The 25,988-nt window shown below is 49.3% G+C and carries 15 protein-coding genes; 3 read left to right on the top strand and 12 right to left on the bottom strand.

Annotation, left to right across the window (positions count from 1 at the left end; translation table 11 throughout):
- Positions 1–44: 44 nt before the first annotated feature.
- The 4 genes from gldD to mutY all read right to left on the bottom strand — a co-directional run bounded on the left by gldD (position 45) and on the right by mutY (position 3,714).
- Positions 45–650: a gliding motility lipoprotein GldD gene (gene gldD, locus Q4E93_RS24410; RefSeq protein WP_303589799.1), complete on the bottom strand. Its 606-nt coding sequence runs from the start codon at positions 648–650 to the stop codon at positions 45–47.
- Position 651: 1 nt separating this feature from the next.
- Positions 652–1,956, bottom strand: coding sequence for a gliding motility-associated protein GldE (gene gldE / locus Q4E93_RS24405; protein ID WP_303589797.1), 1,305 nt, complete (start codon positions 1,954–1,956; stop codon positions 652–654).
- Positions 1,957–1,996: 40 nt separating this feature from the next.
- Complete coding sequence (locus Q4E93_RS24400) at positions 1,997–2,425, bottom strand: single-stranded DNA-binding protein (protein WP_303589795.1); 429 nt, start codon at positions 2,423–2,425, stop codon at positions 1,997–1,999.
- Positions 2,426–2,628: 203 nt separating this feature from the next.
- The gene (mutY, locus tag Q4E93_RS24395) at positions 2,629–3,714 is read right to left on the bottom strand and encodes an A/G-specific adenine glycosylase (RefSeq protein ID WP_303589793.1); all 1,086 of its coding nucleotides are present in this window, start codon (positions 3,712–3,714) and stop codon (positions 2,629–2,631) included.
- A 169-nt stretch (positions 3,715–3,883) separates the two neighbouring features.
- On the opposite strand from mutY, the gene Q4E93_RS24390 reads away from it, so the two are divergent.
- The 3 genes from Q4E93_RS24390 (at position 3,884) to Q4E93_RS24380 (ending at position 6,921) form a co-directional block, all read left to right on the top strand.
- The gene (locus tag Q4E93_RS24390; RefSeq protein ID WP_303589791.1) at positions 3,884–4,204 is read left to right on the top strand and encodes an HU family DNA-binding protein; all 321 of its coding nucleotides are present in this window, start codon (positions 3,884–3,886) and stop codon (positions 4,202–4,204) included.
- Positions 4,205–4,226: 22 nt separating this feature from the next.
- Positions 4,227–5,090 carry a tetratricopeptide repeat protein gene (locus Q4E93_RS24385; RefSeq protein ID WP_303589788.1) on the top strand — a complete coding sequence of 288 codons (864 nt, stop codon included), beginning with the start codon at positions 4,227–4,229 and terminating at the stop codon, positions 5,088–5,090.
- 271 nt (positions 5,091–5,361) lie between these two features.
- Positions 5,362–6,921, top strand: a complete 1,560-nt coding sequence (locus Q4E93_RS24380; RefSeq protein WP_303589785.1) for an Rne/Rng family ribonuclease — start codon at positions 5,362–5,364, stop codon at positions 6,919–6,921.
- A 178-nt stretch (positions 6,922–7,099) separates the two neighbouring features.
- On the opposite strand, the gene Q4E93_RS24375 is transcribed toward Q4E93_RS24380, so the two are convergent.
- The 8 genes from Q4E93_RS24375 to Q4E93_RS24340 all read right to left on the bottom strand — a co-directional run bounded on the left by Q4E93_RS24375 (position 7,100) and on the right by Q4E93_RS24340 (position 25,664).
- Positions 7,100–8,650: an IS1182 family transposase gene (locus Q4E93_RS24375; protein ID WP_303589784.1), complete on the bottom strand. Its 1,551-nt coding sequence runs from the start codon at positions 8,648–8,650 to the stop codon at positions 7,100–7,102.
- Positions 8,651–8,788: 138 nt separating this feature from the next.
- Positions 8,789–10,312 (bottom strand): SusD/RagB family nutrient-binding outer membrane lipoprotein, encoded by a 1,524-nt coding sequence (locus Q4E93_RS24370; protein WP_303589783.1) that lies wholly within the window; start codon positions 10,310–10,312, stop codon positions 8,789–8,791.
- 42 nt (positions 10,313–10,354) lie between these two features.
- The gene (locus tag Q4E93_RS24365) at positions 10,355–13,483 is read right to left on the bottom strand and encodes a SusC/RagA family TonB-linked outer membrane protein (RefSeq protein ID WP_303589782.1); all 3,129 of its coding nucleotides are present in this window, start codon (positions 13,481–13,483) and stop codon (positions 10,355–10,357) included.
- 604 nt (positions 13,484–14,087) lie between these two features.
- Positions 14,088–14,999 (bottom strand): hypothetical protein, encoded by a 912-nt coding sequence (locus Q4E93_RS24360; protein ID WP_303589781.1) that lies wholly within the window; start codon positions 14,997–14,999, stop codon positions 14,088–14,090.
- Positions 15,000–15,023: 24 nt separating this feature from the next.
- A complete protein-coding gene (locus Q4E93_RS24355) occupies positions 15,024–16,808 on the bottom strand; it encodes a SusD/RagB family nutrient-binding outer membrane lipoprotein (protein ID WP_303589780.1) in 1,785 nt (594 codons plus the stop codon).
- Positions 16,809–16,826: 18 nt separating this feature from the next.
- Positions 16,827–20,003, bottom strand: coding sequence for a SusC/RagA family TonB-linked outer membrane protein (locus Q4E93_RS24350; protein WP_303589779.1), 3,177 nt, complete (start codon positions 20,001–20,003; stop codon positions 16,827–16,829).
- A 596-nt stretch (positions 20,004–20,599) separates the two neighbouring features.
- On the bottom strand, positions 20,600–22,294 hold the full coding sequence (locus Q4E93_RS24345; protein ID WP_303589778.1) for a RagB/SusD family nutrient uptake outer membrane protein: 1,695 nt from the start codon (positions 22,292–22,294) through the stop codon (positions 20,600–20,602).
- 19 nt (positions 22,295–22,313) lie between these two features.
- Positions 22,314–25,664 carry a SusC/RagA family TonB-linked outer membrane protein gene (locus Q4E93_RS24340; RefSeq protein ID WP_303589777.1) on the bottom strand — a complete coding sequence of 1,117 codons (3,351 nt, stop codon included), beginning with the start codon at positions 25,662–25,664 and terminating at the stop codon, positions 22,314–22,316.
- Between the last annotated feature and the right edge of the window lie 324 nt (positions 25,665–25,988).

Raw genomic sequence — 25,988 nt, 5'->3', positions numbered from 1 at the left:
CTTATAAAGTCCTGGCTTGCAGCTTGTGGCTAATAGCTTGCAGCTTATTGATTTTTCCACCGAAAGGTATTGATCAGATGGTTCATATCTTCCTGCAGGAATTCATTGACGGGTTTTAGGGAGTCTTCGTTGGGGGTCGTATCGAAATACAAGGCTCCCCGGAGAAAATGCCTGGTGGTGTCGGTGACGAAGAACTGATGGGCTGTAGCCGCATTGCCTCCTACGTTGAAGAAGACGCCGCCCACGCCATTTGCCGTCCGGATAGGGGTCTGATCAATGGAAGAGGCTCTGGATGTGTGCTTAAAGGTCATTTTGAAAGCATCGTCCCGCAGCTTATCGAAGGTATTGTGGCCAATGTCCTTGTAGCTGACGTAAATTTTTGCATTGAAGCGGGGGAAATCGATGTTAATCCACCAGGGATTTTCCGGCTTTGCCTCAAAAAAGGAGCTGTCTCTCACCACATTGGCATAGACAGGATATTCAAAGCTGTATGGGTAGCCCGGCTGGTCGAATGTGCGGTATTGATGCGGTGGGAGGTCTATTTTGAAGTAACCCCTTCTTTTGAGGGTAAAATCGCTGTTACAGGAAAAAAGGAGGGCGGATATTACGCAACATATTCCCAGGACGGTGAAAAACCTTGTCGTATTCAATTTAAGCATTCATTTTTACGGTGACCTTTACTTTTTTTATCCTGCTGCTGTCTGCGTCGAGAATAGTGAACTCAAAGTCTCCACAGGGTATCATGTCGTTCACCTTAGGGATCTTGCCTGATATCTCCAGTATGAGGCCGGCGAGCGAATCGCTATCACCTTTTACCTCGTCAAAGGTATCCACGGGCAGGAGCATGGCCTTGCAAACGTCATTCAGCATGGTGCGACCTTCGAATATATAGCTGCCATCGTCCAGCCGCCTGTTGCCACTCTCCTCTTCATCGAACTCATCCCGGATGTCACCGATGACCTCTTCCATAATATCTTCCAGTGTGACGATGCCGCTGGTGCCGCCAAACTCATCCACGACGATGGCGAAATGGATCCTTTTCTGCTGAAATTCATGCAGGAGATCTTCTATCAATTTGTGTTCATGGACAAAAAAGGGAGGGCGGATAAGCTTATGCCAGTCGAAGTCGTCGGGTTCATTCAGGTGGGTGATCAGGTCTTTCGTATGGATCATGCCGGCCAGATCATCCAGGCTTTTGCGGTATACGGGCAAACGCGAATAATGCAGCTCTTCCACTCTTTGTTTCAGCCCGGCGAAATTCAGCTGGAAGTCGATGCCGTGGACCTCCAGGCGGGTGCGCATGATCTGCTTAACCGTGATGCTGCCAAATTCGATGAAGCCCTGCAGAATGCTTTTTTCTTCTTCAGAAGCCAGTTTTTCAAGATTGAATGCTGTCTTTTTGCGGCCAAAGAATCTTTCCAGTCCTTCGCTCCTGTGAACGGCCCACCCGCTGACCCTCCGGAAAAGAAGGTGAATGAGCTCTACGACGCCGGATGTATAATAGGCGAACTGCAGGTTATTCTGGGTGGCCCAGACCTTTGGCATGACCTCTCCGAAAAGGATGACGACAAAAGCGACCAGGATGACCTTTATAAGGAATTCAAATAGCCAGAAGCTTTGTTTTAGAAGAACCATTTCATCAATAAGGAAATTGGCCAGAATGATGATAGCGATGTTGATGATGCTATTGGCGATGAGCAGTGAAGCGAGGAGATCTTTCGGTTCTTCCAGCAGGGTGACAATCCTCTTCCAGGAGGCGTCCTGTTTGGTCTTAAGGATATTGATATCCTTATAGGTCAGTGAAAAAAAGGCTACTTCCGAGCCTGCCAGGACAAACGAGATGATCAGGAGGAAAAGGATAACGATTGCCAGTATAGTCGTAGCCTGTGGGTTGATGACCAGGAACACAGGAGACAGGACTTCGTTCAGTAACACTTTCGTTAAAGGGTGATCCAAAATAAACAATTTCGTTAACAATGACTACTTACCCAAGGAGTTAAAACGGCAGGTCTTCGGAGGGCTCTCCCAGGGTTGGAGAATCCGAATTGCCTTCCAGGCCCTCGTGATGAATATGGGGATGAGAAGGTCCGTCGGAGCGTTTGTCCAGCATGATCAGGTTGTCCCCTACCACTTCAGTGGCGAATTTTTTATTCCCTTCCTTATCTTCCCAGCTGCGCGTACGCAATCTGCCTTCGATATAGACCAGGCTGCCTTTGTGAAGATATTTTTGAGCCAGTTCGGCCAGGCCCCGCCAAAGGACGACAGTATGCCATTCCGTTTGCGAGATGAGTTTACCTGCCCTGTCTTTAAAGGTCTCTGTGGTAGCCAATGAGAATTTTGCGACGGCAATATTACCCTCCAACACCTGTACATCCGGGTCTTTTCCGAGATTTCCAATTAACATCACCCTATTTACACCACGCATACGAAGAAGTTTGAAGTTTACAATCGTCTTTAAGTACCAATTCCTGCTTTGATGTCCGTAAAACGGATGTCGGTAAATTTCATCCGTTTTCCGGAAAAATCTAATATCCGTCCTTCAGACAACGAACCTTTGGTTCGTCAGACCGTGCCGTACGGTCACTCGTTCATTAAAATTAAATTTTTTCAGGCAAAAAGATAAATTTATTAGAACAAGCTTTGCGCCGGGGTGGGATCGAGCAGCCAGGCGTTGATAAATTTGGGAAAGGGGTAATCGCTTAGTTTCTTCTTATCCACCAGCAGGTAGTCTTTAAGGGAAGTAAGCGGTTTTTTAAGGTGGATGGTAAAGAACTGTCCCTGGATGGACTGGTGCGTAAGTTCCTGACGATATACTTTTGATATATACCTGACTGTGAGTGATTGTGTTCCAAAGACCCTTGCCGCCAGATCGCCTTTAAGGATGTCTTCGGGGTACACGGGTTCTTTTGACTCCCAACCTACCAGTTCGAAGAGATCGGCCCAGATATCGCCTTTTTCCCGGCGCCGGATATATACCTGTCCATCGGGTGTTTCCACCATAAAATAATAGAACCAGCGGCGTTTTTTGTGAAGGACTTTTTCTTTTATGGGGAGCTCACCTACCCTTTCGCTGCCGTAAGCCTGGCAACGGTCCCGTTGGATACAGGTAGTGCAGAGAGGGTTTTGGGGTCGACAGATCATGGCGCCAAAGTCCATAATGGCCTGGTTATAGGTGCCTGGCTGCTCTTTATCCAGCAGTTGACCGGCCAGGGCCGTATATTTTTTTTTCCCGGCGGTGGAATCGATGGGAGTAGCATCGCCTGTATAGCGCGACAATACGCGCAATACATTGCCATCCACCACGGCATGGGGAAGGTTAAAGGCAAAAGAGGCAATGGCTGCGGCTGTATAGGGGCCAATGCCCTTCAACGCCAGAATAGTCTCATAATCGGCGGGGAATTTGCCGCCATAGTCATCTGCTATCTTGCGGGCTGTGGCTATGAGGTTGCGGCACCGGCTGTAATATCCCAATCCTTCCCAGCATTTGAATACTTTCTGGTCTGGGGCACGGGCCAGGTCTTCGATGGTAGGGAACGTTGTGATAAACTTTTCATAGTAGGCCCAGCCCTGTTCTACACGAGTTTGCTGCAGGATGACCTCGCTGAGCCAGATCCTATAGGGGTTTTTCTCACCTTTCCAGGGCATAGCCCTGAAATTTTCTTTTTTATGCCATTTTAGCAGCAAATTTGTAAAATCGCCTTTTTTTACCGTCATTATACGTAAATTAGCCTCCCTTAAAATTCACAATCAATATTTTAGAGAATCCTTGCACAAATAAACCAAATCTATTATTTTGATGCTGAAAAAGGATTTTATACAAGATGTTGTGAATTAAAAATTTTGTTATATATTTAAAATCAGAAACTTATAAAACTTAATCCCCATGAGAAAGGCAGACCTAGTTAACCAGATATCGGAAAAAACAGGTATACCTAAGGTTGACGTCCTTGTGACGTTGGAAACCATGTTCAAAGAAGTAAAAGAGACCCTTTCCCAGGGAGAAAACATTTATATCCGGGGATTTGGCAGTTTCATCACGAAGAAGAGAGCTGCGAAAATCGGACGCAATATAAAGAAGAATGTGGCAGTTCATATTCCTGAGCACTTCATTCCTGCTTTCAAGCCTGCGAAAGAGTTTGTGGCAGAAGTAAAAAAATTGCAGTCTGTGAAAGAAGATCAACCAAACCCGGATGAAGAGATGTAATTTTGCGCTCTAAGCGAACAGCATGAAGAGACAGCAAATTATGGTAGTTGGCACCGGGGTGCTCTTATTACTCGCTCTGTATTTTTTTGGACAAACAGTTCCTCCGCAAAAGAAGCAAGAGCCCTCCGAAGGGGGTGCTCAAGGGGCTTCTATTTCAAGACCGATCAGCACTGAGGATATTCTACAGGCCTCACAATCAAAGCTTACTCCTACACAACTGGAATATGTCACCCGTTTGCAGCATGCTGTGGTAAGGGGGGATGTAAAAGTGCAGCAGCTGGATGCCAGCCGGTCGTTGGCAGCATTCTGGCGGGATTCCGTGCAGAATGGGTTCCTGCCTTTTGCCTATTATACGGCAGAAGTAGCTAAATTGGAAAATTCGGAAAAAAGTCTGACATTTGCAGCCCGAATATTTTTGGAGAGTTTGCGGGGGCAGGATAACCCGGCTATTAAAAGCTGGATGGCCACCAATGCTAAAGAGTTGTTTGAAAAGGCTTTAGAACTGAATCCTCAGAATGATTCCACGAAGGTGGGTCTGGGCGCAAGCTACGTGTTTGGTAGCACGGCCGGAAGTCCAACGGAGGTCATGCAGGGAATTCAGCGGATTTTGGAAGTAGCACGCCGTGATACAAGCAATATGTACGCTCAATTCATGCTGGGTTGGGGAGGGATTGTATCAGGGCAATTTGATAAAGCTATTGAACGTTTGACAACAGTCGTTCGACATCAACCTGCCAATATCGAAGCGATACTCCTACTTGCCGAAGTCCATCAGCAACAGGGTAACAAGGCTGATGCCATCCGATGGTATCAGGTTGCCCGGAAGCTGGTAGGTAACCCGGATATGATCAAGGAGATTGATCAAAGTATCCAGTCTTTACGTTAAGTCTCACATTTAGAGCGAGCGAAGTGCGCTGGCAGAGGCTCAACATCAATCATTGGGGAATTTAGAATTTATTTTTAACTATAAAAAGTACTCATTATGCCTTGTGGTAAAAAGCGTAAGCGTCATAAAATTGCGACGCATAAGCGTAAAAAAAGACTGAGAAAAAATCGCCATAAGAAGAGGAACAAATAGTGTTTTTCTATGCGCGCGGGGGTCAGTCAGAATGGCCTCGTTCTAAAAGGTTCATGTCTATGGCAAACGCTAGTTACGCTTGAATAAGGAACTGATCATAAATGCAACCCCACAGGGTGTTGAGATAGCCCTATTAGAGGACAAGAAGCTGGTGGAGCTACACCATGAAAAAGCTGATGCAAGCTTTGCAGTGGGTGATCTGTACCTGGGAAAGGTAAAGAAGCTGATCCCGGGGCTGAATGCCGCTTTTGTGGACGTAGGTTTCGAAAAGGATGCTTTTCTACACTATACTGATCTCAGTCCTTATGCCCGGAGCCTGCTGAAGTTCACGCAACAGGCGATGAACGACACCAGCGCGGAGGGTTTTGACTTCGGTGGTTTCCAGGTGGAGCCGGAGATCATTAAAACGGGGAAGATCAATGAGGTATTGAACGGCAAACCACACATACTTGTTCAGATATTAAAAGAACCTATTGCGGCCAAGGGCCCTCGCCTCAGCTGTGAGATCTCACTGCCGGGGCGTTTTGTCGTTATTACTCCTTTTAATGATATTGTAGCTGTCAGCAGGAAGATCCATTCTTCAGAGGAGCGCAAACGGCTGCAAAAGATCGTTGAGGCCATCAAGCCGAAGAATTTCGGGGTCATTGTCCGTACGGCGGCCGAGGGTAAGAACACGGCTGAGCTACATGAGGACCTTACGGACCTGGTAGCCACGTGGAAGATGATCCAGCACAACCTGAAAGGGGCTGTGGCGCCTGCGAAGATCCTCAGCGAGCAAACGAAGACCACCAGCATGTTGCGGGACCTGTTGAACGAGGATTTCAACAAGATCGTCATCAACGACCGGAATATCTACAACGATACCAAGAGCTATATCCAGCGTATCGCCCCCGATAAGGTTGACATTGTCTCCTATTATCACAATGGTTCTCCTATTTTCGACCAGTTCAGCGTTACGAAGCAGGTGAAGGCGGCTTTTGGGAAGACGGTAAACCTCCCCAGCGGGGCTTATCTCATCCTGGAGCATACCGAAGCGCTGCATGTCATCGACGTGAACAGCGGGTACAAGAGCGTCAGTAATAACCAGGAGCAGAACGCGTTGGAAACCAACCTGGAGGCTGCGGAGGAGATCGCAAGGCAATTGAGGCTACGGGATCTGGGTGGCATTATCGTGGTGGATTTCATAGACATGAAGCTACCGGACAATAAGCGCAAGCTGATGGAGTCCATGGAATCATTTATGCGCACGGACAGGGCCAAGCATGCCGTCCTGCCTATCTCCAAATTCGGGCTGATGCAGATCACCCGGCAGCGGATGAAGCCGGAAGTCACTATCAATACACAGGAAGTGTGTCCCACCTGTAATGGCACAGGCAAGATATCTTCCGCTCTTATCCTGGAGGACGAGATCGAAAAGAACTTAAGCTACCTGCTGAATCACCAACATAAGGACCTGACCCTCACGGTGCATCCCATTATGCATGCTTACCTGACCAAGGGGAAGCTCTTTGGCATCGGGTCAAGGCAATGGAAATGGCGGTTGAAATACAAGCAGAAGGTCAATATTGCTGCGAATACGAATTACCACCTTACGGAGTTCCATTTCTTCGACAAGCAGGAAGATGAGATCAAGCTGTAAATAAAGAAAATACTTAAAAAAAAACGAGGGTGTCTCAAAAGTAGAGACACCTTTTTTCTATATAGGGATGTATAGAGGTTGGTATAGGCGATTACTAGAGCGCCTTATGCTGCAGCTTCAATAAAGTCAAAGTAGATTGTAGCAGTTTTTAAGTGATTAGGAAGGATTTCCTCCATTTTTAGGCCGCTTTCTTTCTTAAATTATGAGCCAGGGCGAGTAGACCTGTTTCAATGGCCACTTTTTCGATCCCCCGCAGCATAAAGCGTTTAAAGTGGTGATTGTGTTTGATCTGCCCAAAGACGGGTTCGGTATCCCAGCAGCGTTGTTTGCGTTTTTTAATACCCCGTTTCGATTTAAGCCGTTTTTCCGCTTTTCGCCTTAACCGGTTAAGGTTGAGGTTGACCTCTATGATCCGGTGGCCTTCTGCCGGATGACATTTCGATCGCAGCGGACAGCTGGCACATCCTTTCGCCTGGTAACGGGTCAGGGTTTGATCGATACCGGATTTGGTCTTATTGCTCCGGATAAAGCTGTTCCGTTTCTTCATCACTTTGCCAGCAGGGCAATACTGACGCCCGGTAGATTCCTTATAAGGGAACCGGTCTGCCCGGAAGGCTTCCTGATCATGGAGCCGCTCCTGCTGCTGCCGGTCAAAACGCGGGTATTTAACATAGGCGGTAATCCGTTTTTTCTCCAGCCATTGATAGTTCTGTTCACTGCCATATCCCGCATCAGCCGTCAGGTTATTGGGCTTAACGCCACTATTACGGATATGCTGCTGTAAATGATCGATCAGTGTTCCCGTATCGGTGGAGCTCTGGTGGATGCTATAGGCGGCTATATATTGATTGTTGGTGCTGATCTGTACGTTGTAGCCCGGCTTTAACTGCCCGTTGCGCATATGATCCTCCTTCATCCGCATAAAGGTCGCGTCAGGATCTGTTTTGCTATAACTGCTCCTGGACTCTCCGATGATCTTTTCCTGTTGTTCATATTTATCCAGTGCCCCCGGCCAGTTTTTGCGGGCATAGTTCAGCTTTTGACGGATCTTACTGCTGACCGGTTTATCTCTCAGAACACTATTGATCTTCTCTACGGTAGCACTTACCGTTTCTTTGTCGATCTTTTTGAAGCCCGACGGATCGGTATCGTCCAGTTCTGCGGCAGCTACCGATTGAGCGTACTTCCACAGGTCGTTTAGTTGCTCTCTGATCTTCTCCTTATGATATTTGATCGCCTTACCCCAGACAAAGGTGTAGCGGTTGGCATTGGCTTCCATCTTTGTTCCATCTGTATACAAGTCCTTCAGACTCAGTAACCCTTCCTCACACAGCAACAGGACCACCTGGGTAAAGATCGGCTGTAGCGTCTTTTGCAACCGCTGGCCACGGAACCGGTTAATCGTATTGTGATCCGGTTTACTCATGCCTGTCAGCCACATAAAATAAATGCTCTCCTGCAATGCCTGCTCGATCCTGCGGCTGCTGTAAATGTTGTTGATATAGGCATAGACCAGCGCTTTGAGCAGCATCCGGGGATGATAACTACTCGTCCCGCCTGGTTTATACTCCTTTAAAAGTGCAGTAATATCCACCTGCTCAAGCACCTCATGAACGACCCTGACCGGATGATCGGCTGCAATCAACTCGTCCAGAGTAGGGGGAAAGGCCATCAGCTGATGTTGGTGATTGGCCTTGAACACGACTGATAATGTTTTGCCTCTTGCCATACCCTAATTTAACCCTATTCTTCCGCCTCTGCTAATCCACAGGCTACCTACTTATCCCACTGTTGTGCATAACATTGCGTACTTCCCGAAAACGAAGAGGGTGCCTCAGTTACTTTTGAGACACCCTCGTTTTTTTGTTTATTTGAGGATCGACAATTTGTCGAAAATGGTGGCAGCGGGTACGTTGGCAGCATTTTTATCCAGCTCAGACTGCGGATACAGCAGGCGCTGGATGAACTGGGTAGCCACCGGTACCGGGGAGGCCGCCGATGCATCTTCCACCGGGATGGTCAGCCAGGTGGGATAGAGATTACCCGTCCTTCTGACGTCCATCCAGGATTCACCTTCGATGGCGAACATGATCTTATGTTTCTCAGTCATGATCTTCTCCAGCGTGATGGTGGCCGCTGTCTCGCTGGCGAAACTTGCCAGGTAAGCCGGGATCTTGGCCTTATCGGAAGCTTTGGAGGCCGGCAGGGACAATACTGCATTCACCTGGTCGGTGATAGCTGCATTATGTGCTGCTGCCGCACGTGCTGGGTCACCGGACCGCAGAGCCGCTTCGGCTTCGATCATCAGCAGCTCCGGATAAGTAGCCATCCATACCGGAGAGTTCTTTTGACCATAGTAGGACCAGGCGTCAGGACCGATGCCCATGTAATTCCCGTTACCCACTACGCCGTCCTGGGGTTTTCCAAGACCGTAAACATCATCGCCCGACACGCCATTGATGGAGGTGAAATAAGCATTCAGACGGGGATCGTTCTGCGAGATCATCAATTGCAGGAATGGTTCATTGGCGGCCAGCATCCCATTGGTCCACATACCGTACCAGGGGTTGGTGGTTTGCGAAGTAGCGCCATCATAAGGGAGCGCAAAATTGCCGTCATCCTTGTTGGCGGTGAAGCCGGCGGCTTTGGCGCTGTCAACCATCGCCAGGGCCGAAGTGGCGCTGCCGGTGGGGTCTTTCTTGCTGAAGTGGTTGTAGTACCTCGCTTTCAGGAGGTAGGCGCAAGCTATCCATTTGTCGAGATCGCCGTTATAAATGACATCGCCCGTCACGCTGGCGGCCTGGTCATCATTCTTGGCATCGTTCAGCTTTGCGATACCTTCGCTAAAAAGGGTCTGTGCTGACGCATAAATATCTGTCTGAGCATCATATTTCGGATTATGGTATTTCAACACATCCAGCGCCTGGCTCCAGGGAATGTCTCCATATACTGTCGTAAGCCAGGCGATCTGGTAAGCCTGCAGGATCTTGGCAACGCCTACGAACCCTGCTTCGTTGGACTTTGCATTGGCGATCAGCAGCTGCAGGTTCTTCAGGGAAGAGACGTAAGCATCGTTGAAGAGGAACTGGAAATCGCCGTGCTTCAGAAGATAGATATTAAAATTCACTCCTTGCGCATGGTTGCCGGCAAAATGTCCTGCAAAGATGCCCAGGAAACCGTCCCCATCGCCACTGTTGACAAAGCTGCCTTCGTCATACATAATGCCGGAATACTCGGCGGCGGTGAGCAAGGTGGGAGAAGAAGCCTTCAATGGGTTATTCTCATTGTTGTTGTATTCCGATATCCTGTCCAGCGTCTTCGTGCAGGAGCTAAACCCGAGCACCGCAACGCTGGTAAATGCTATGGAAAATATTTTAAGTCTTAGTTTCATGGTTGATTTTTTTTGCTTATTTACTTTGCGCTCCGGGTCCAATTAAAAATTAATCTTTACGCTCGCATCCCAGGCCTTTGTAGCGGGAACGCCATTGTAATCGATGCCTGTTACACCATTGGGGCCATTGCCGACAGAAGCGACTTCCGGATCGATGCCCGTGTATTTCGTATGCAGCCAGACGTTGCGGCCTGCGATGGTGAACTCGACACCTTTGATATGTAGGGGTCTCAGGACACTCTCAGGGATCGCATAGCTCAGGTAGATATTGCGCAGACGCAGCCAGCTGGCGTCTTCCACCCAATGTTCGTCGATCTGGTTGAACTGGCCTGTATACCAGGATTTTGTCAGCTTGATTGGGTTGCTGGTCTTTGCCTTCCCTTGTGCATCGACGCCTGTGTATGTCATGGTCGAGTTAGCACCTGCATATGTATCGGAGTAGTACCTGTTTTGTGTAAGCGCACCTTTACCGGAATAGGTCAGCAGGTTGTTATAATCATTGATGACATCACCGCCATGTCTCCATTCGATGGTCCAGCCAAACGTAAAACCCATGTACTTCAGCGTATTGTTCCAGGCCAGTATGAACTTAGGGCTGGTGTTGCCCAGTAGGACCTTATCACCGGAGCCCGAGACCGTACCGTCGTCACCGATGAGCATAGGGGCTTTGATATAATTAGGATCGGTGGACGCTACGTTGTAACGTTTCCACGCATAGCCGTAGATGGCGCCGAAGGCTTGTCCTTTCTGTGCGTCAATCTCGGTGGTGGCATTGTAACCGCCGGCGAGGGTCAGCTTGTCATTGCCATTGTCACCCACTTTGATGACCTTGCCGACATTCCGGCCAAAGTTGAAGGCGGACGTCCAGCTGAATCCTTTCGCCCTTACGATATCCTTAAAGGTGATGGTTGCATCTACCCCTTTGTTGGTAATCTCGCCGAGATTGATCACCTCTGTGGTAACACCTGTTGCATTGGAGGTGGGGGCTGTCACGATCAGGTCCTTGGACCTCTTGAAATAGTAGGAAGCTTCCAAAAAGACTTTTTGCTTAAAGAATCCCAGGTCGGCGCCGATTTCTTTCTGGGTTGTATGTTCCGGTCTCAGGAAGGGATTACCCACCTGGGTAGAATAAGAATACCGGGGATTACCCATCACGTTGGGCGTAACGGGGACATAAGGAGTAGTTGTTTGATAAGGTCCGGCATCATTAGCTGTTCCGGCGATAGAGCCACGCAGCTTGCCGTAAGACAACCAGTCAAAATGCACCAGGTCGCTGAACAGAAAGCCTGCGCTCACGGAAGGGTATTGGAAACCCATGTTGGCACGAGGCAGGGTGGACGACCAGTCCTTCCGGTAGGTGCCCTCCAGGAATAGCATGTCCTTATAGCTCAACTGCACATCGGCATATGCACCCAATGTCTGCTTCTGGAAGGAATAATGATAAAGCGTTTGGGTTTTGGTGTTGGTGATATCGAACAGGTCAGGCAGAACGAAGGAAGTGCCGGTGATGTCCAGCACATCGTATTTGTTATAGAAGATGTTGTTGCCCACCAATGCGTGCAGATGAAGATCATCGCTGAATTTGTGGTCATAGTTCAACATAGCCTCCGAGTTGACCTGCAGGTTGCTAACCCTTACTTCGTGCATGCCACCCAGGTAGTCGGTGCTGGAGTAGGCCAGGGTACCGATGGGGTCGACATTCCGCCTGTTCTCGGAATAATTGTCGACACCGTACCTGTAGTTGAACGACCAGTCGCGGGCAATCTTATAATCGGCGCCGATGTTGGCGATGAGGCGATTCAGCTTGTACTTTTCTCCCGTCTCGTGTACGCTCCATTCGGGACTGGAGATCGTCTTCTGCCACCAGGTCTCTTCACCCGTTGGGGTCTTCCAGGGGAAGGTGGTGATATCCCAGGTATTTACATAGTAGTCCAGTGCGTTCATCAACCTGCCTGCATCGAAACGTTTGCCGCCCGTGTTGATATAATTGGCCTTTACGGTCAGGTTCAAGCGAGAGCTGACCTGCGTGGTGTAGTTAAAGACGGCGCCTGTCTTGTTGTAGTTGTTATTTAAAATGATGCCATCCTGCTCCAGTCTTGACAGACCTACGTAGTAGGTGGACTTGTCGCCGCCGCCTGAAAGAGACAAATTATATTTGTTCGATTTACCTGTGACGAAAAAATTCTTCCAGTTATTGGGATAATAGGGGATCTTCTGACCGGATACATCGACGGGTATGCCTGTGCCTACCAAATCAAGTTTCGTCCCTGAGGCGAAAACGGGATTGGATGAAGCAGTAGGCCCCCAGTTATTGGTGGTGACTGTGTTGTATACACCGCCGCTGCCTCTCATGAATCCGTGTGAGAGCGCAGGGAACTTGTTGGCTTTTGCTATACCATGATCAAAGGCGGCTTCCACCACCATCTTTCCGGGACGCCCTTTCTTGGTAGTGATGATCAGGGCGCCGTTGGCCGCCTTGATGCCGTAAAGCGCTGTTGCCGCACCACCTTTCAGGACCGTGAGGTTCTCGATATCATCGGGGCTGATGTCGACGGCCCGGTTGGCTGTGGGTACGTTGACCGCGTAGCCGCTGCCCTGCTCGGCACTGTTGTCGATAGGAACACCATCGACCACGTACAAGGGCTGATTGGTCCCTGTTATCGAATTGTACCCGCGGATGATGACGGTGGTACCCGAGCCGGCCTGGCCGCCCGCATTGGTGATCTGGACGCCCGCGACCTTTCCGTTGATGTTGTCCATCAGGTTGCCGCGGCCGCCATTGGAAATATTCTCTGCGGTAACGCTCTGCGCAGAGTAGCTGAGCGACCTCTTTTCCCGGGCGATACCCAGGGCAGTGACGACCACTTCGCTGAGCGACTTGCGATCTTCATCCAGCTGAATGGAAATGGAGGTGCGGTCCTCCAGGCCCAATTCCTTTGGCAGGTAGCCCACGGCGCTGATCACAATCGTCGCATTGCCAGGGGCTTTAATCACGAAAGAGCCATTCTGATCGGCGCTGGTACCTGTTTTGGCCCCCCTGATCTTAATGGTCGCATTCGGAATGGGCAGACCACTCGCGTTGGTCACCGTGCCGGACACGTTCTTCGTTTGTCCAAAACTTAGTAGTGAATACAATATCAGCATCGCTGATAGCATTAGACATTTTCTCATGTTTAGTAGTTATGTGGTAATTTAAAATGACGACACAAAAATTTCTAAAAGAAAAGTTGTTGACATAATGTAAATGAAGCCCCGGTGGAAACCGGGGCCGTTTTTTCACTGTCAACATTGAGTCACACAGACTTGATTAAAATATTTTACGTTGCAGGAACTGGCTTTCCGGACCGCTGACCGCGTTCCAGAAAAGATATTCCATGCTAAAAGTGGGGGGGATGAACTGTTGGGATCGGTGACTTTTTGTGTCACTCGAGATGCTTGGGGGAAGATACCCTTACTAATGGGCAATAGTATGCCCATTAGCAAACAGTGAAGTTTTCTCATGTGTAGTAGTGTTTATTCCAAAAAATCTTTCTCTAATAGGGAAGCAAGCGTCCCAAAAATGACGAGTGGGTATCTTATTGGTTGGATGGTAACCGCTTATACTAATTTTCTTTTCAGAACCAATAAACTAGTCAGATTTGGGAGATTAAAGTACGAACTTTTAATTAGACTTTAATTTTTCTTAACAATTTTTTTTAGTTTTTTATAGAAAATCGTGCCGATAATATATTATTATGTAAAAGAGATCGGCCGGTGAGCCGATCTCTTTTTTTGCTCATTGCTTTTGAAGGATGAGCCGGTTAGGGCCATAGTCTGTACCACCCCCCTGGATATCGATGCTCAATGTAATATACCCCGTACAGGAAAAAATATATCCTGCGACGTCACCTGCGCCGGCGCCTTCTGCGGTGTACTGCGTGGAAGATGCACCACCGTATCGGCCGAAAGTCACTTTGGGAATGGTGGCGACACCATTCGCCGGATTGACGTTGACAACCAGCGGGCTGATAACGGTTCCGCCGTTGGGGTAGACCTGGCTCAGGTTCACCTGGTTTGGCCCCGGTCCGTCCGTCACCTGCACGAGATCGTCCGGATGCCAGTCTGCCCAATCATCTGCGATGACCTTATAAGTTCCCGCGATCGGACCGGAGAACGGACAGGTGATATAGGCGGTGAAAAAATAGGCTCCGTAATAATAGGGGCCTGTTATCAGACCGCTGCCGGAATTATTCCCGGTGTTATTGACATCGAAGGACCTTCCTGTCTTTGTATAGAGCCGGGTATAAAAAGTATAGAACGAGCCGGCGACGAAACTGTTGGGGTTCACTCCGAGCGCGGTGGCCAATTCTGCTCCCGTGACGTTTAATTTTGTGCCATCGCCCGAATAGCTGACCGTCTTTATCTTGTGCCACTTCGTCGTATCGTAGGTGGAGCCGGATGCGGCGAATACATCGATGTGGTCTACAGCTTCGCCTCCCTTATAACTGCTGACCATGATACCGACGGTGGAAGTGGTCATCGCGCTGTTATCAAAATTCAGGTTAAGAGTGCTGTCCAGCACCAGGTAGGATCCCACAGTGAGGTTTTTGACGTCCGAGAGCGGGTTGATCGCACCTCCTGTCTTTTTACAGGAGTTGATCGCCGTGACCAGGCTGATGATGCTTATGATGATAAGTAATTTCTTCATGTTGAAATTTTTTTGTGTACCGAATTACTTGACGAAATTATCCGGGTTGTTATCCCAGAACACTTTGTTGACGGCATCTCCCGGTGTTTTCTGTGCAGGGGCATTGGCGTTCCTGTTGACGAACACGGAAGGGTAGTACAGGCTGCGCATGAAAAAGCCCGGATTGGGGACAGCTTGCGCTATCTGGGCGTTATCCGGCTTACCTGTGCGCCGGTAGTTATTGTATGGTTCCACACCATTCCCCCAAAGGGCGAGATAATATTCGGTCATGATAATATTGAGTCGTGCGTCGTCTGTTGTAGCCGCATCATAGTTATTCAGGACGAGGTTGACATAATTCGACACCTGGGTAGCAGAGGGGACGAAGGAAGGGTCTGGCGTCACGCTGACAGTGGCGGGGAAGGACATGACCTTCTCGATGGAGGAATTTACGCCGGCTTCCAACAGATCGCGCGGTGTTCCTTGAGAGGTGATATTCAGGGTGAGCGCCGCCTCGGCTTCGAGGAAAGCCGTGAAGGAGGAAAGCCAGATGGGATTGATGCCGGCTCCTTGCCCGCCCATGCCGAGAGAGACCGACTCGTGCTGGTCCGCATCGAACTCGCCGGCTGCGGGATAAACGCCAAAGGCAGTACGATAGCTTCCGTCCGGGGGAGCGCCGCTGTTGTCCCCGTGGTCTCGTCCCATATAGCCTTTGCCGATGACGCAATATGGGGTTTTGGAGGGAACGCTGGGGTACCATGCGGGGAAGGTGGGAGAAGTACCGAACTGGGAATTGACAAAGCAGGGACAGGTCTGTGAATTGGCCCAGGAATAAGTACCCACCTGGCGGTAGAAATAATAGCGTGTCCGGGGATCGCCTGAAAGGTTGACCGTGCCTCCGTATTTCTGCGCCGTCACCATCCACATGAAATAGTTGCAGATGTACTCCCCTACTCCACCGGAGTTTACATAATCCAGGGCGTAATGTTCATGGCGGCTGTCCGGGGCAGTGACGGACGTACCATATTTAAATGCAAAATCCTGGGAAGGGTCGTTGATAAGATCGTTCTCTGTCAGCAATGCCTGGATCTTTGTGGCAACCGCATTGTCTACCAGCCGGGTCTGCATATAAAATTTCAGTTTCAGTGTTTTGGCGAGGGTGATCCAGTTGGCCGCTTCATTGTCGCCGGGGTAGAACAAGTCGTTAGCTGGGCCTGCTGCCGCATCGGGATTCTGGAGGTCGAGAATGGCGCTGTCCAGCAGGGTCTGTATCCCTGCATAGATGGAGGCGCCCGGATCTACCTTGGGATTGGTATTGGAATTTCCGTGGTTGGCTTCAGAATAGGGCACGTCTCCGAAATCATCCACCAGGATGCCCAAGGAAAAGGCTTTCAGGATCCTGGCGATGCCGGATTGAATGTATTTTTTTTGTGTTTGCGCCAGCTTGATCAGCGCATCGGCATTGGGGATGACTCCACCGTAAGTGCTGGCACTGGCTCCCAGTGCGCCGTAGTATGCGCCGAATTGGGTCGAACCACCTGCATAGGCTATTTCCCATTCACCGTCGAAGGAAGCGGGTGTATAGGCATTGCGATAAAAGGGCCCGACCCATTGCTGTTGACGGGTCAGCTGTGCGCCGTAGTCGGATGCGGTCAACCACAGGTTGTTGAAGGTCAGCTGCACCTGGTTGAGGTACAGGTCGACGTCAGCAGTGGAAGTGCCGGGATAGTTGGGATTGACCAGTCGCTCATCAAGGCTTTTACTACAGGAAGCTAATCCTACAAGAAGACTTATCGTCACGCTGCCGATCAATATTTTTTTATAGTTCATATTTGCTGTTTAAAAGTTTTAGAAAGTGACTCTCAGACTGACGCCGTATCTGCGGGCCGATGGGCCGGATAGGAATTCCATACCCCTTCCATTGCCTACACCCAGACCGGAAGCCTCCGGATCGAAGTGGATGTATTTGGGGAAGTTGGGGGCATAGTACCAGAGATTGGTACCGGACAGGCTGACGGAAAGAGAGCCGAATGGTGTCTTATCTAAAATTTTTGCGGGAGGGCTATAGGAAAGGGATGCTTCCCGGAGGCGGATGCAGGTGGCATCGAAGACGGCGCCTTCATTCGCAGCACCATTGGTGATGCTGTTGCCGTAATAGGCTTGCGTAGCGGAGATCTCGATGTTATTGGGCTGACCGTTCTCCAGCACACCCGGCAGTATATAGGGTGCGGCCCTATCGAATTGCGTATCCTTTGTCACACCTCTGCCCAGCAGTGCGCCAGCCGTGGAAGAGAACATTTCACCACCCTCCGTAAAGTCCCATTGCATCCTGAAGGATAGCCCTTTATAAGAAAGGGTACTGATGCCCGTGAGCTTATATAAAGCATTGGGGTCGCCTATGATGCCGATGTCACCAGAGTTGATGTAGTTACCGTCCGTGCCGACCAGGCGCTTGCCGGATTTCGGGTCTTTCTGGAAATAGTTGGCCATGATAATGCCGAGGGGATAACCATTTTTTGCAAAGGTTCCCAGGTTGGAATACCCGGCAGTAGGAACCTGGGTCAGGTCAGCCGGCAAATTGGATACCTTGCTTTTGTTCAAAGTATACAGTCCATCCAGCTGCCATCTCCAGTCCTGGGTCTGCAGGACCGTCACACCAATTTTCAGCTCGATGCCTTTATTGGTGACTTCACCTGCATTGATTTGCTTTTCGGTGCCGCCAGCGGCAGGGTCAACCAGGCGCAAAAGGATCTGATCATTTGCAACGCGGCGATAGACGGTGAGATCGACGTCCACTATATTATTCAGGAACCTGCCTTCCACGCCGGCCTCCGTCTCTTTCAGCAGTTCCGGCTTCAAATCGGGGTTGGGCAGCAATGGTGGTATGGAGTTGATATTGATGGCCGTGCCCTTGGCCGTGAGGAAATTTTGCGTAGCTGTGTACAGGGTAGCCCTGGTGGAATAGGCCGGCGGAATATTGGCGGAGGTGGCGTAACCGATCCTCAGCTTAAGGTAATTGACCATTTTACTGCCCTTGAGGCTTTCTATCGCCGTGGTTGGAATGAAAGCCAGGGAGCCGCTGGGATAGAAGATGCTGCGATGGTTCTTTTCCACGGTGGAGAACCAGCTGTTGCGGCCTCCGACGGTCAGGTAAGCATAATCCTTATAGCCTAACGTGCCTTGTGCGAAAAGGCCCAGGCTTAATACATTGGAATTGTTGTTGTTCAATGGTGTGGTACCGTTTTCGCCGTTGGAAGAATGATTGACGAAGTTGCCATGGTTCATCAGGCCGTACACCAGCTGCTGGCTACTGGTCATGCCTGTCTGTTCATACTTGATCTCTTTGGCGTTGGCGCCAGCGTCCACGTTGAGGGAGAAATTATCTCCGAAGTTCCGATTGTAATTCAGCAGACCTGTATGATCCCAGATGGTATTGATGCCGGTAGTGGTGCGGTAGATACCGGTGGGTGTGGCAATGCCGCCCTTGTTCTGGGCGTATTCCTGGAACTCCGTATAGTTGTCATATCCTATCCGGTAGGACAGGTTCATCCCTTTTACCGGTGTGGCGTAGGAGAACGTCATCTGACCGAATACGCGGCTGACCTTATCAACGGTGAAGGCGTTATAAAGGGTCCAGCGAGGATTTTGAATATCATTTCCATTACGATAGTAGATAGAAGAGTGATCGGAAGGCAGTTCATAGGGCAGTCCCATCAGGTCAACGGCGGTAGGGGTATACAAGACGTTGCCAAATACGGAAGTGTTGGTGGAATTATTGCCATAGCTGTCGCTGGTGGGTGGCGAGCTTACGTTGGTCGAAACATAGTTCACCGTTCCGCTGACCGTGAACTTATTCGTCAGCCTGGCGGACCCGCCGAATCCGAAGGTATTCTTGAACATGGAGTTCCCCGGCAAATAGCCTTCGTCGTCCATGTAGCTATAGCTCATGGCATAGCTGGCGGTGGGTGAGGCGCCAGAGACATTCACCGATGTATTGCTGGTGTTGCCCGTTCTGAAAAAGCGGGGGACGCTGTTATAATATTGATAGTAATAAGGTGCGCCCTGGTATTGAGGGAATTCATTAGCCAGGTTGGATTTGTCATAGGGGTGGGTTACCACAGCGGGCGGATGGGTGAACCTGGCACCCCAGTTGCTAAAGAAGGCGATACCCTGGCTAAGGTCGAATCCACCGCCATATTCAGTATTGTATTCCGGTAATATTGCTTTTGTACGGAAATAAGATTGGGAGACCATGATCTCCGCTTTTTTTCTTGCCTTTTGCGAGGCGCCGTTCCTGGTGGTGACGAGGATGACACCATTTCTTCCGGCTTCGCCGTACAGGACGGTGGCGCTTAGTCCTTTCAGGATGCTGACGCTTTCGACGTTATTGGGATCCAGGTCCAGGAAGCGGCTGGAGGTCTGGGTACCGAAGGTGAAGTCGGCCTGGGTATTGGTACTGTTGTCGAATGGAACGCCGTCGACAACGAACAGAGGTGTCGAGTTACCGCTGATCGTGCTGATACCGCGGATGTTGATATTGGTGCCGCTGCCGCTGAGGCCGCTGGTGCTGAGGACATTCAGGCCCGGGGCCTTGCCGCTGAGGACACGTCCCAGGTCGCCTTCGGGCCTAAGCTCCAATGCGGCTTTGTCGACGGTGGATACGGCATAGCCCAGGGCTTTCTTTTCTCTTTTGATACCCAGAGCGGTGACGACTACTTCGCTCAGTGCGTTGTTGGATGGTTGCAAGGCGATGGTGATGGAGGTCCTGTCTTTTACGGAGATCTCTACCGGCTGGAAGCCTACGCCACTGATGATAAAGGAGGCATTTTCGGGGGCAGTGATCTTGAATTCGCCGTTGGTGTCGGCGCTGGTACCTTTCTTAAGGCCTTTAATGCGGATAGAAGCTCCCGGGATAGGATTTCCGGATGGATCTGTGATCTTTCCTGTGACTTCTTTAGTTTGCGCTATTAGCCCGGATGAAATGAGCAATAGGAGGCCCACTATGAGACCGTGAAGTTTTCTCATGTGATCTGTTTTGGTTAATAAATAAATATGACTCTATGCAGTTTCCCGGGATGCAACGGAGCAAATGGAGTGGGCACTCAAAATATTGACAGTAGTAATAATGTGACTTATCTTTCTAAAAATTACGAAGTCAGTCGTGGATTTCCGCGAATGGGAATGTCTTTATAGGGCTTCTACAGGTTTATACTTATAGAGTTTGAAGTACCGCGGAGGGTCATGAAGCAGCCGGGTAAAATCAGATAAAAAGCCCTCCTGTCAAGTGAAGAAGTCTTCTCATGTTGTTCGCAGTTCTGGTTACGATGCATAAAAACCGAAGCTGGTCACAGGCAAACAACCGCCTCGACAATTGACAGAAGGGAGGGTGTAGATAAAAAAATATAATGTGATGACTCAGGCGTCAAATATATGAACATTTGATTTATTTGTCTTTTTAATAACAAATATTTATGAATTTAATATGAATTTCTGCGCACAAAAAATGGGGCCCGGGTTGAAACCCAGGCCCGTTCTTCACTGTCAACATTGAGTCACACATTTTTCAGGGCAATCCGTTGTAAAAGTGGATGAATTGCCGATATCGTTTCTTGCACGCATTGTTAATAATTCGGGTTAACAACCGGGGCGCTCGAAGCAGAGGGCTTGTTCTTGTCGGTTTCATCCGCAGGTACATCCCAATAATCCATGTAATTGTAATTGATGTATGCATTGGTATAAACAGTCCCATTATAGATCAAACTTGTCCCCCATCGGCCACCACCTTTTGAAGAGCCATAGGTCCAACCCCACCTTCTCAGATCATAAAACGACAGGCCTCTGAATGCCAGGGCTGCAAGGCGTTCCTGTGTCAAAACATTCAATGCCTGGGCTAAGGTCAAACCGGTGCCCGCTACTGGCGCGACACCTGCTCCCTGGTATGCCCTGACCGCATCGATCAAACCCAGGCCTTTGTCGATTTGCCCGGTTTGAATATACGCCTCGGCAAGCATCAACGCATTCTCTTCATAGGTAGGGCCAATATATACTTCAAGGCCGCCTACCTGCCTGGAGCCCAAGATTTGGATCCCGGTTAGTCCCGCACTCACTCCGTCCACCAAGCTGTACCGGGTCGAGTTGGTATTCGCATCACCTGTAAAAATCCCATTTGCAGTACTAAAATTGGCCAACCGTTCATCGCCGGCCTGGAATTGCTGAACCAGTCTTTCACTTACTTTATACGTGGAGTTCTGGTTACTGGTCGCACACAAAGAAGCTACCGTGCCGCTCGGAGCGGTAAAAAATGAATTCGAGGCTGTCGATCTTCCTGTAAATACATTGTCGCCGCTCTGGACCCCTGCCTGACAATAGCTGATGATCGCCGCCCAGTCGGTGGATGCAATAGCAGGGATGCTGGCGCCCGTGATAGTAGCGTTTGGATTGCCATTTACAAAGGGCGACAATCTATTGAGCAGGATATTTCTTGCCAACATGGTATTGATCGTGCCGATCCATTGCGTGGTTGTCAATGGCAGGCCGAGGCCTACCTGGCATTGCGTGGGTATCAGCTCGGTAACGACCGCAGTGTAATCGCCCTGGTTCGCAATACCTTTTAATTGGCCTAAGGCAGCATTTAACAGGCTATCGGATTGTGCGATGATAGCCGTATGGCTCACAAACTGGTTGTTGATCACATTGGGTTTATCTTCGATCAGGCCGGCATAATATAATGTTCCAAGCTGTGCATAGGCATACCCTTTCCACCAATAGCACCAGGCCTTGACCGTTGCCACTTTATCTGCGCTTAAGCCACTTACATTGGGAAGTTGGCCCAATACCGTATTCATGACATTGATCATTGCGTACATATTGGCCCATTCGTAATACAAGGCGTTGTTCGCAGACGCTGTGGCAGCCGCATTATTATAACCCCTGATGATAGAGACCTGGGGGCTGGGGTTGGTAACAACGGTGCCCGGGGCGCCCACCGGATCGGGTGTAAAGCTGTCCGGAACACCCATGGTCGTAGTTTGGTTATTGGAACCGGCGCCGCCTCCTACTACATCACCCATCAGTTCGTGGTATCCCCAGGGCAAAGAGAAGTAGCTGTTGCCCAACCAGCCGTCACCATAGTTGAAACCGTTCCAGTAAACGCCGCCCATCGCGTATGCTGTAATACCCTGTTCGTTGGTCACATTGCCGGCAAGGGTAGGCGAATTGGGATTGATCTGATTTAGCTGCTTCTTGCATGAGCTGGCCAGTACGATCATTATAAAAAACGCCGTATAAAACCGTATTGGAAGAATTATTTTTTGCATTGTCGGTGCGTTTTAATGATTAAAGACTAATGTTGATAGTAGCCTGGTACGCTTTCATGTTGGGAATGGTGCTGTGATCGATACCTCTGTCAAATGCTGAGTTGGAAGATCCGGAGCTGATCTCAGGGTCCAGGCCGGGGTATTTAGTGATCGTCCACAGGTTTCTGCCGCTCAGCACCAGTTGGCATTTTTTAAGCCAACCTTGTGAGACAAATCTTGCAAAGTCGACTCCAACCGATACGTTCCTCAACCTCCAGAAAGACGCGTCGTGATAGAAAAAGCTCTTGGTAATATTGTTGCCAACGCCGTGTGCCGTCGTTCCCAGCCCGTAATAAGCACTGGCATAATAGGCGGTCCAGGCGCCTTTTTGGCCATTGATCGTCACCGGCTTGTCCCAATCACCGCTGATCCCTTCCCTGTACAACCACTCGTCTGTCTGATCATACAGATGAGTACCATAGATCCAGTCCCATTGGAATCCCAATGTTATGAATCCTTTGTAGCTAACGCTGTTGATAAATGAGGAGGTGAGTTTTGGATTGGGGTCGCCCAACACCGTTGGCTCATCGGAGATATATAACCACTTCGATTTGTTATTGACCACATAACCGCTGCTGGCAACAGAATAATCGCCCTGGTTTGCGGTGGGTATGAAGGGTGTCTTCCCATCTGCCCTCAATTGGTTCACGCTGGTCAACATCTTGTAACCATATATCTGGCCGATCTTGGTTCCTGCTCTCAGAACTTCGCTCGATGAGCCCGCACCGGTTGTCAGCGGGATATCTCCGCCTACGATACCATCGATGATCGAGACCTGGTGGCCGAAATTGGCGGTAAAGTCCCAGTTCCAGGTCTTGGTCTGGACCACCGGGATATTCACCGACAGTTGCCAACCCCTGGAATGCATCGTGATGACATTGTCAACGATATTGGACGAGCCGGTGGACATCGGCAACACTCGTGCAAAAATGGCATTATCCGTGTGTCGCTTCCAGTAAGAGAAAGAGAAATTCAGACTTTTAAACCAGCTGCCCTGTTGGCTTGGCGCCACGGTAAAGTCAGTTCCATATTCCGTTTCAGCCGAGACTTCCACCCCTAGGGCAGGGTTATTGGCTGTCGTTGGATTAGCATAAGCTGCCTGGTTTCCTGTGGGTTGTCCATTCAGAGTGGATTGTCTTTGATAAGCGCCAGGTTGAATACCGGCCTTACCGTAAGAAGATCTCAGTTTAAAGTTGGGCAGCACATCCCGGATCCCTTCCCAGAAGCTGAAGGACGGCAGGTTGACATAGCCGTTTACATGCGGGAAGGTGAATGGCGTATGACCTTCACCAAATTGCGAAGAATAGTCCGTCCGGAAACCGCCCGCCACACCTGCCCAGTCACCGATGTCAAATTTCTGATCCACGATATAGCCATAAGTTACCTTGGTTTCATTGTATTGAGTGATCAGTGACTGCGACTGCGTTGAGAGGAATGCGAATGGCGGCTGCAAGGGTAAGGAATAGCCGTTGAAGCCTATCTCCTTATAAACATCCTTTCTGAAATCATATCCTGCAAACGTAGTGGATTGAATAGGCAGTTTTAGATGGAAGTCCTTTTCAAAATCCAATTTGATCGCAGCGCTTGTAAATAAGTTTTGCTTGGTTTGGTCATACGAAAAATTATTAACTTCACCGGTATTGTCGGTGCCATTATTATAGGAAGACCAGGTACTGTAGTATTGAGAGTTGGCGTTCAGGGTCTGATTATAATACGTCCAGATATCATTTTCATTCTTATAGGTGACCCCATAACGGCCGTTCAGGGTAACAAATTTGTTTAACTTGTAACTGGCCTCAAAACTTTGGATGATATCATATCGCTTGCCATCACCTTTACTGTAATATTTTTGATAGAAAGGATTGAATGCATTGGCGCCGATGTTGATATTGGAAATATAGTAGCCGGCGGCAGGCACCCCCCCGGCGATAGTGTCTTCCAGGCTAAAGAAGGAAGGGGTATTCAGGAATCCATATACGGAGCCCACACCGGCATTGCTGGTGCCATAACCATAACCGGGATACCCGATGCCTCCCCCGCCGCCGGGAGCTCCCAACCCCGGATGCAGCGTATTCTTTGTATAAGCCAGATTCGTGATCGAACGAAAGGTCAGACCTTTGGCCAATTCCATTCCAAGGTTTGCGGTAACGTTCGTTCTGTCTATATAGCCATTGTCCTTCAGCAAAGCAGAGTTTGTCCTGTTATTCGCAATGGCAATATTATAATCTGCTTTTTCGTTACCACCCCCAATGGACAAAGAATTGTTGTAAGAAGGCGCGCTCTGAAATACCTGTTTAAAATGGTCATAATAGTGCAGGCTTCCCTTATAGGTCTGATTGTTTTGATTCAAGGGGTCTAATATCCCATAGCGGGAGTGGCTGGAGCCTTCGCCAGAAACAGGGTCAGGATTATTTTCGGAACCAAAGCGATAAGCCATATCTCCCAGTATCGTTCCGGTGGCCGGATCGATCGTCAACGCGTCTCCTTTGTTGAAGCCACCATGCGTATCATAGGCAATGATGTTCCCGTTCGCATCCGTCAGGTAAGGATGCAGGGCGGAGTTGCGGAAATGTCCATTGTTAATAAAAGAGGAGGACCCATAACTGGAGGAAAGGTTAATGGACATTTTACCCTTGCTTCCTTTTTTGCTGAAGATCTGGATAACTCCATTGGCTCCCTGGGCGCCATACAGGAAGGCAGAAGCAGCACCCTGCACTATTTCCACTCTTGCGACCTGCGCAAGATCGAGTGTGCTTAAGTTAGCATAGGGAATTTCCACTCCATCCATTAACACCATGGGCCTTGTTCCACCCTGAACGGTGTTGATACCTCTTAAAACGATGTTCACCTGGTCGCCGGGGTTGCCGGATACGGTCGATATCTGGGCTCCGGCGACTTTGCCGATCAGGGCCTGATCGATCGAAGCTATTGGCACCGGTGGCAACTTTTCCCCGCCGACGCTTTCGACCGCAAAACCCAGGTTCCGCTTGGAAGTCGCGGTACCTACCCCGGTAACCACCACTTCGCTAAGTGATTTGGAGTCAGTGTTGAGCTGAACGGACAAATTAGTAGCGTTACCTACCTTTATCGCCTTGGATTCATATCCTACACCGGTGATAATAAGAACATTAGCGTCCAAAACATCCAATTTGAACGAGCCGTCGAAACCGGCACTGGTACCCAAATTGGTACCCTTGATCTTAATAGTTGCTGATGGAACGGGCGCGCCCGAGGGGTCTGTGACCGTACCGGTGATCTGCCTCTTTTGGGCAAATAAACCGGTCGTGACGAGCAATAAGATGCACGTCATCAGTTGATGAAGATTTCTCATGTGAGTAGTAGTTTTGTTTAAGTACTAAAAATCAGGCAACAGCAAACGAGGGCTGTGTCTGCAAAAATTGACGAGGTGAAGAAGTGTTGCTTATTTGGTAGGATAGGGAAAAGTCAAATACATTATATTAAATAATATATTTAGTTCCTAAGACGAAAATATGAAAATTTAATGTTCTTTTAATTTGAATCGCACATATTTTTTTTGCCCATATCTTTGCGGGGCTATTGGGTTTGCCAAAAAGGCAGTCGCCAGGCAAAAAAGACAGTCACATTTCAGGTAATTTGTGAAGCTCCCTGCCGATGTTAATTTTCAATATTTTAT

It is taken from the genome of Flavitalea plasmicola, from assembly GCF_030546645.1.
In the GTDB taxonomy this organism is placed as follows: Bacteria; Bacteroidota; Bacteroidia; order Chitinophagales; family Chitinophagaceae; genus Puia.
This window is presented reverse-complemented; position numbering and strand designations above follow the sequence as displayed.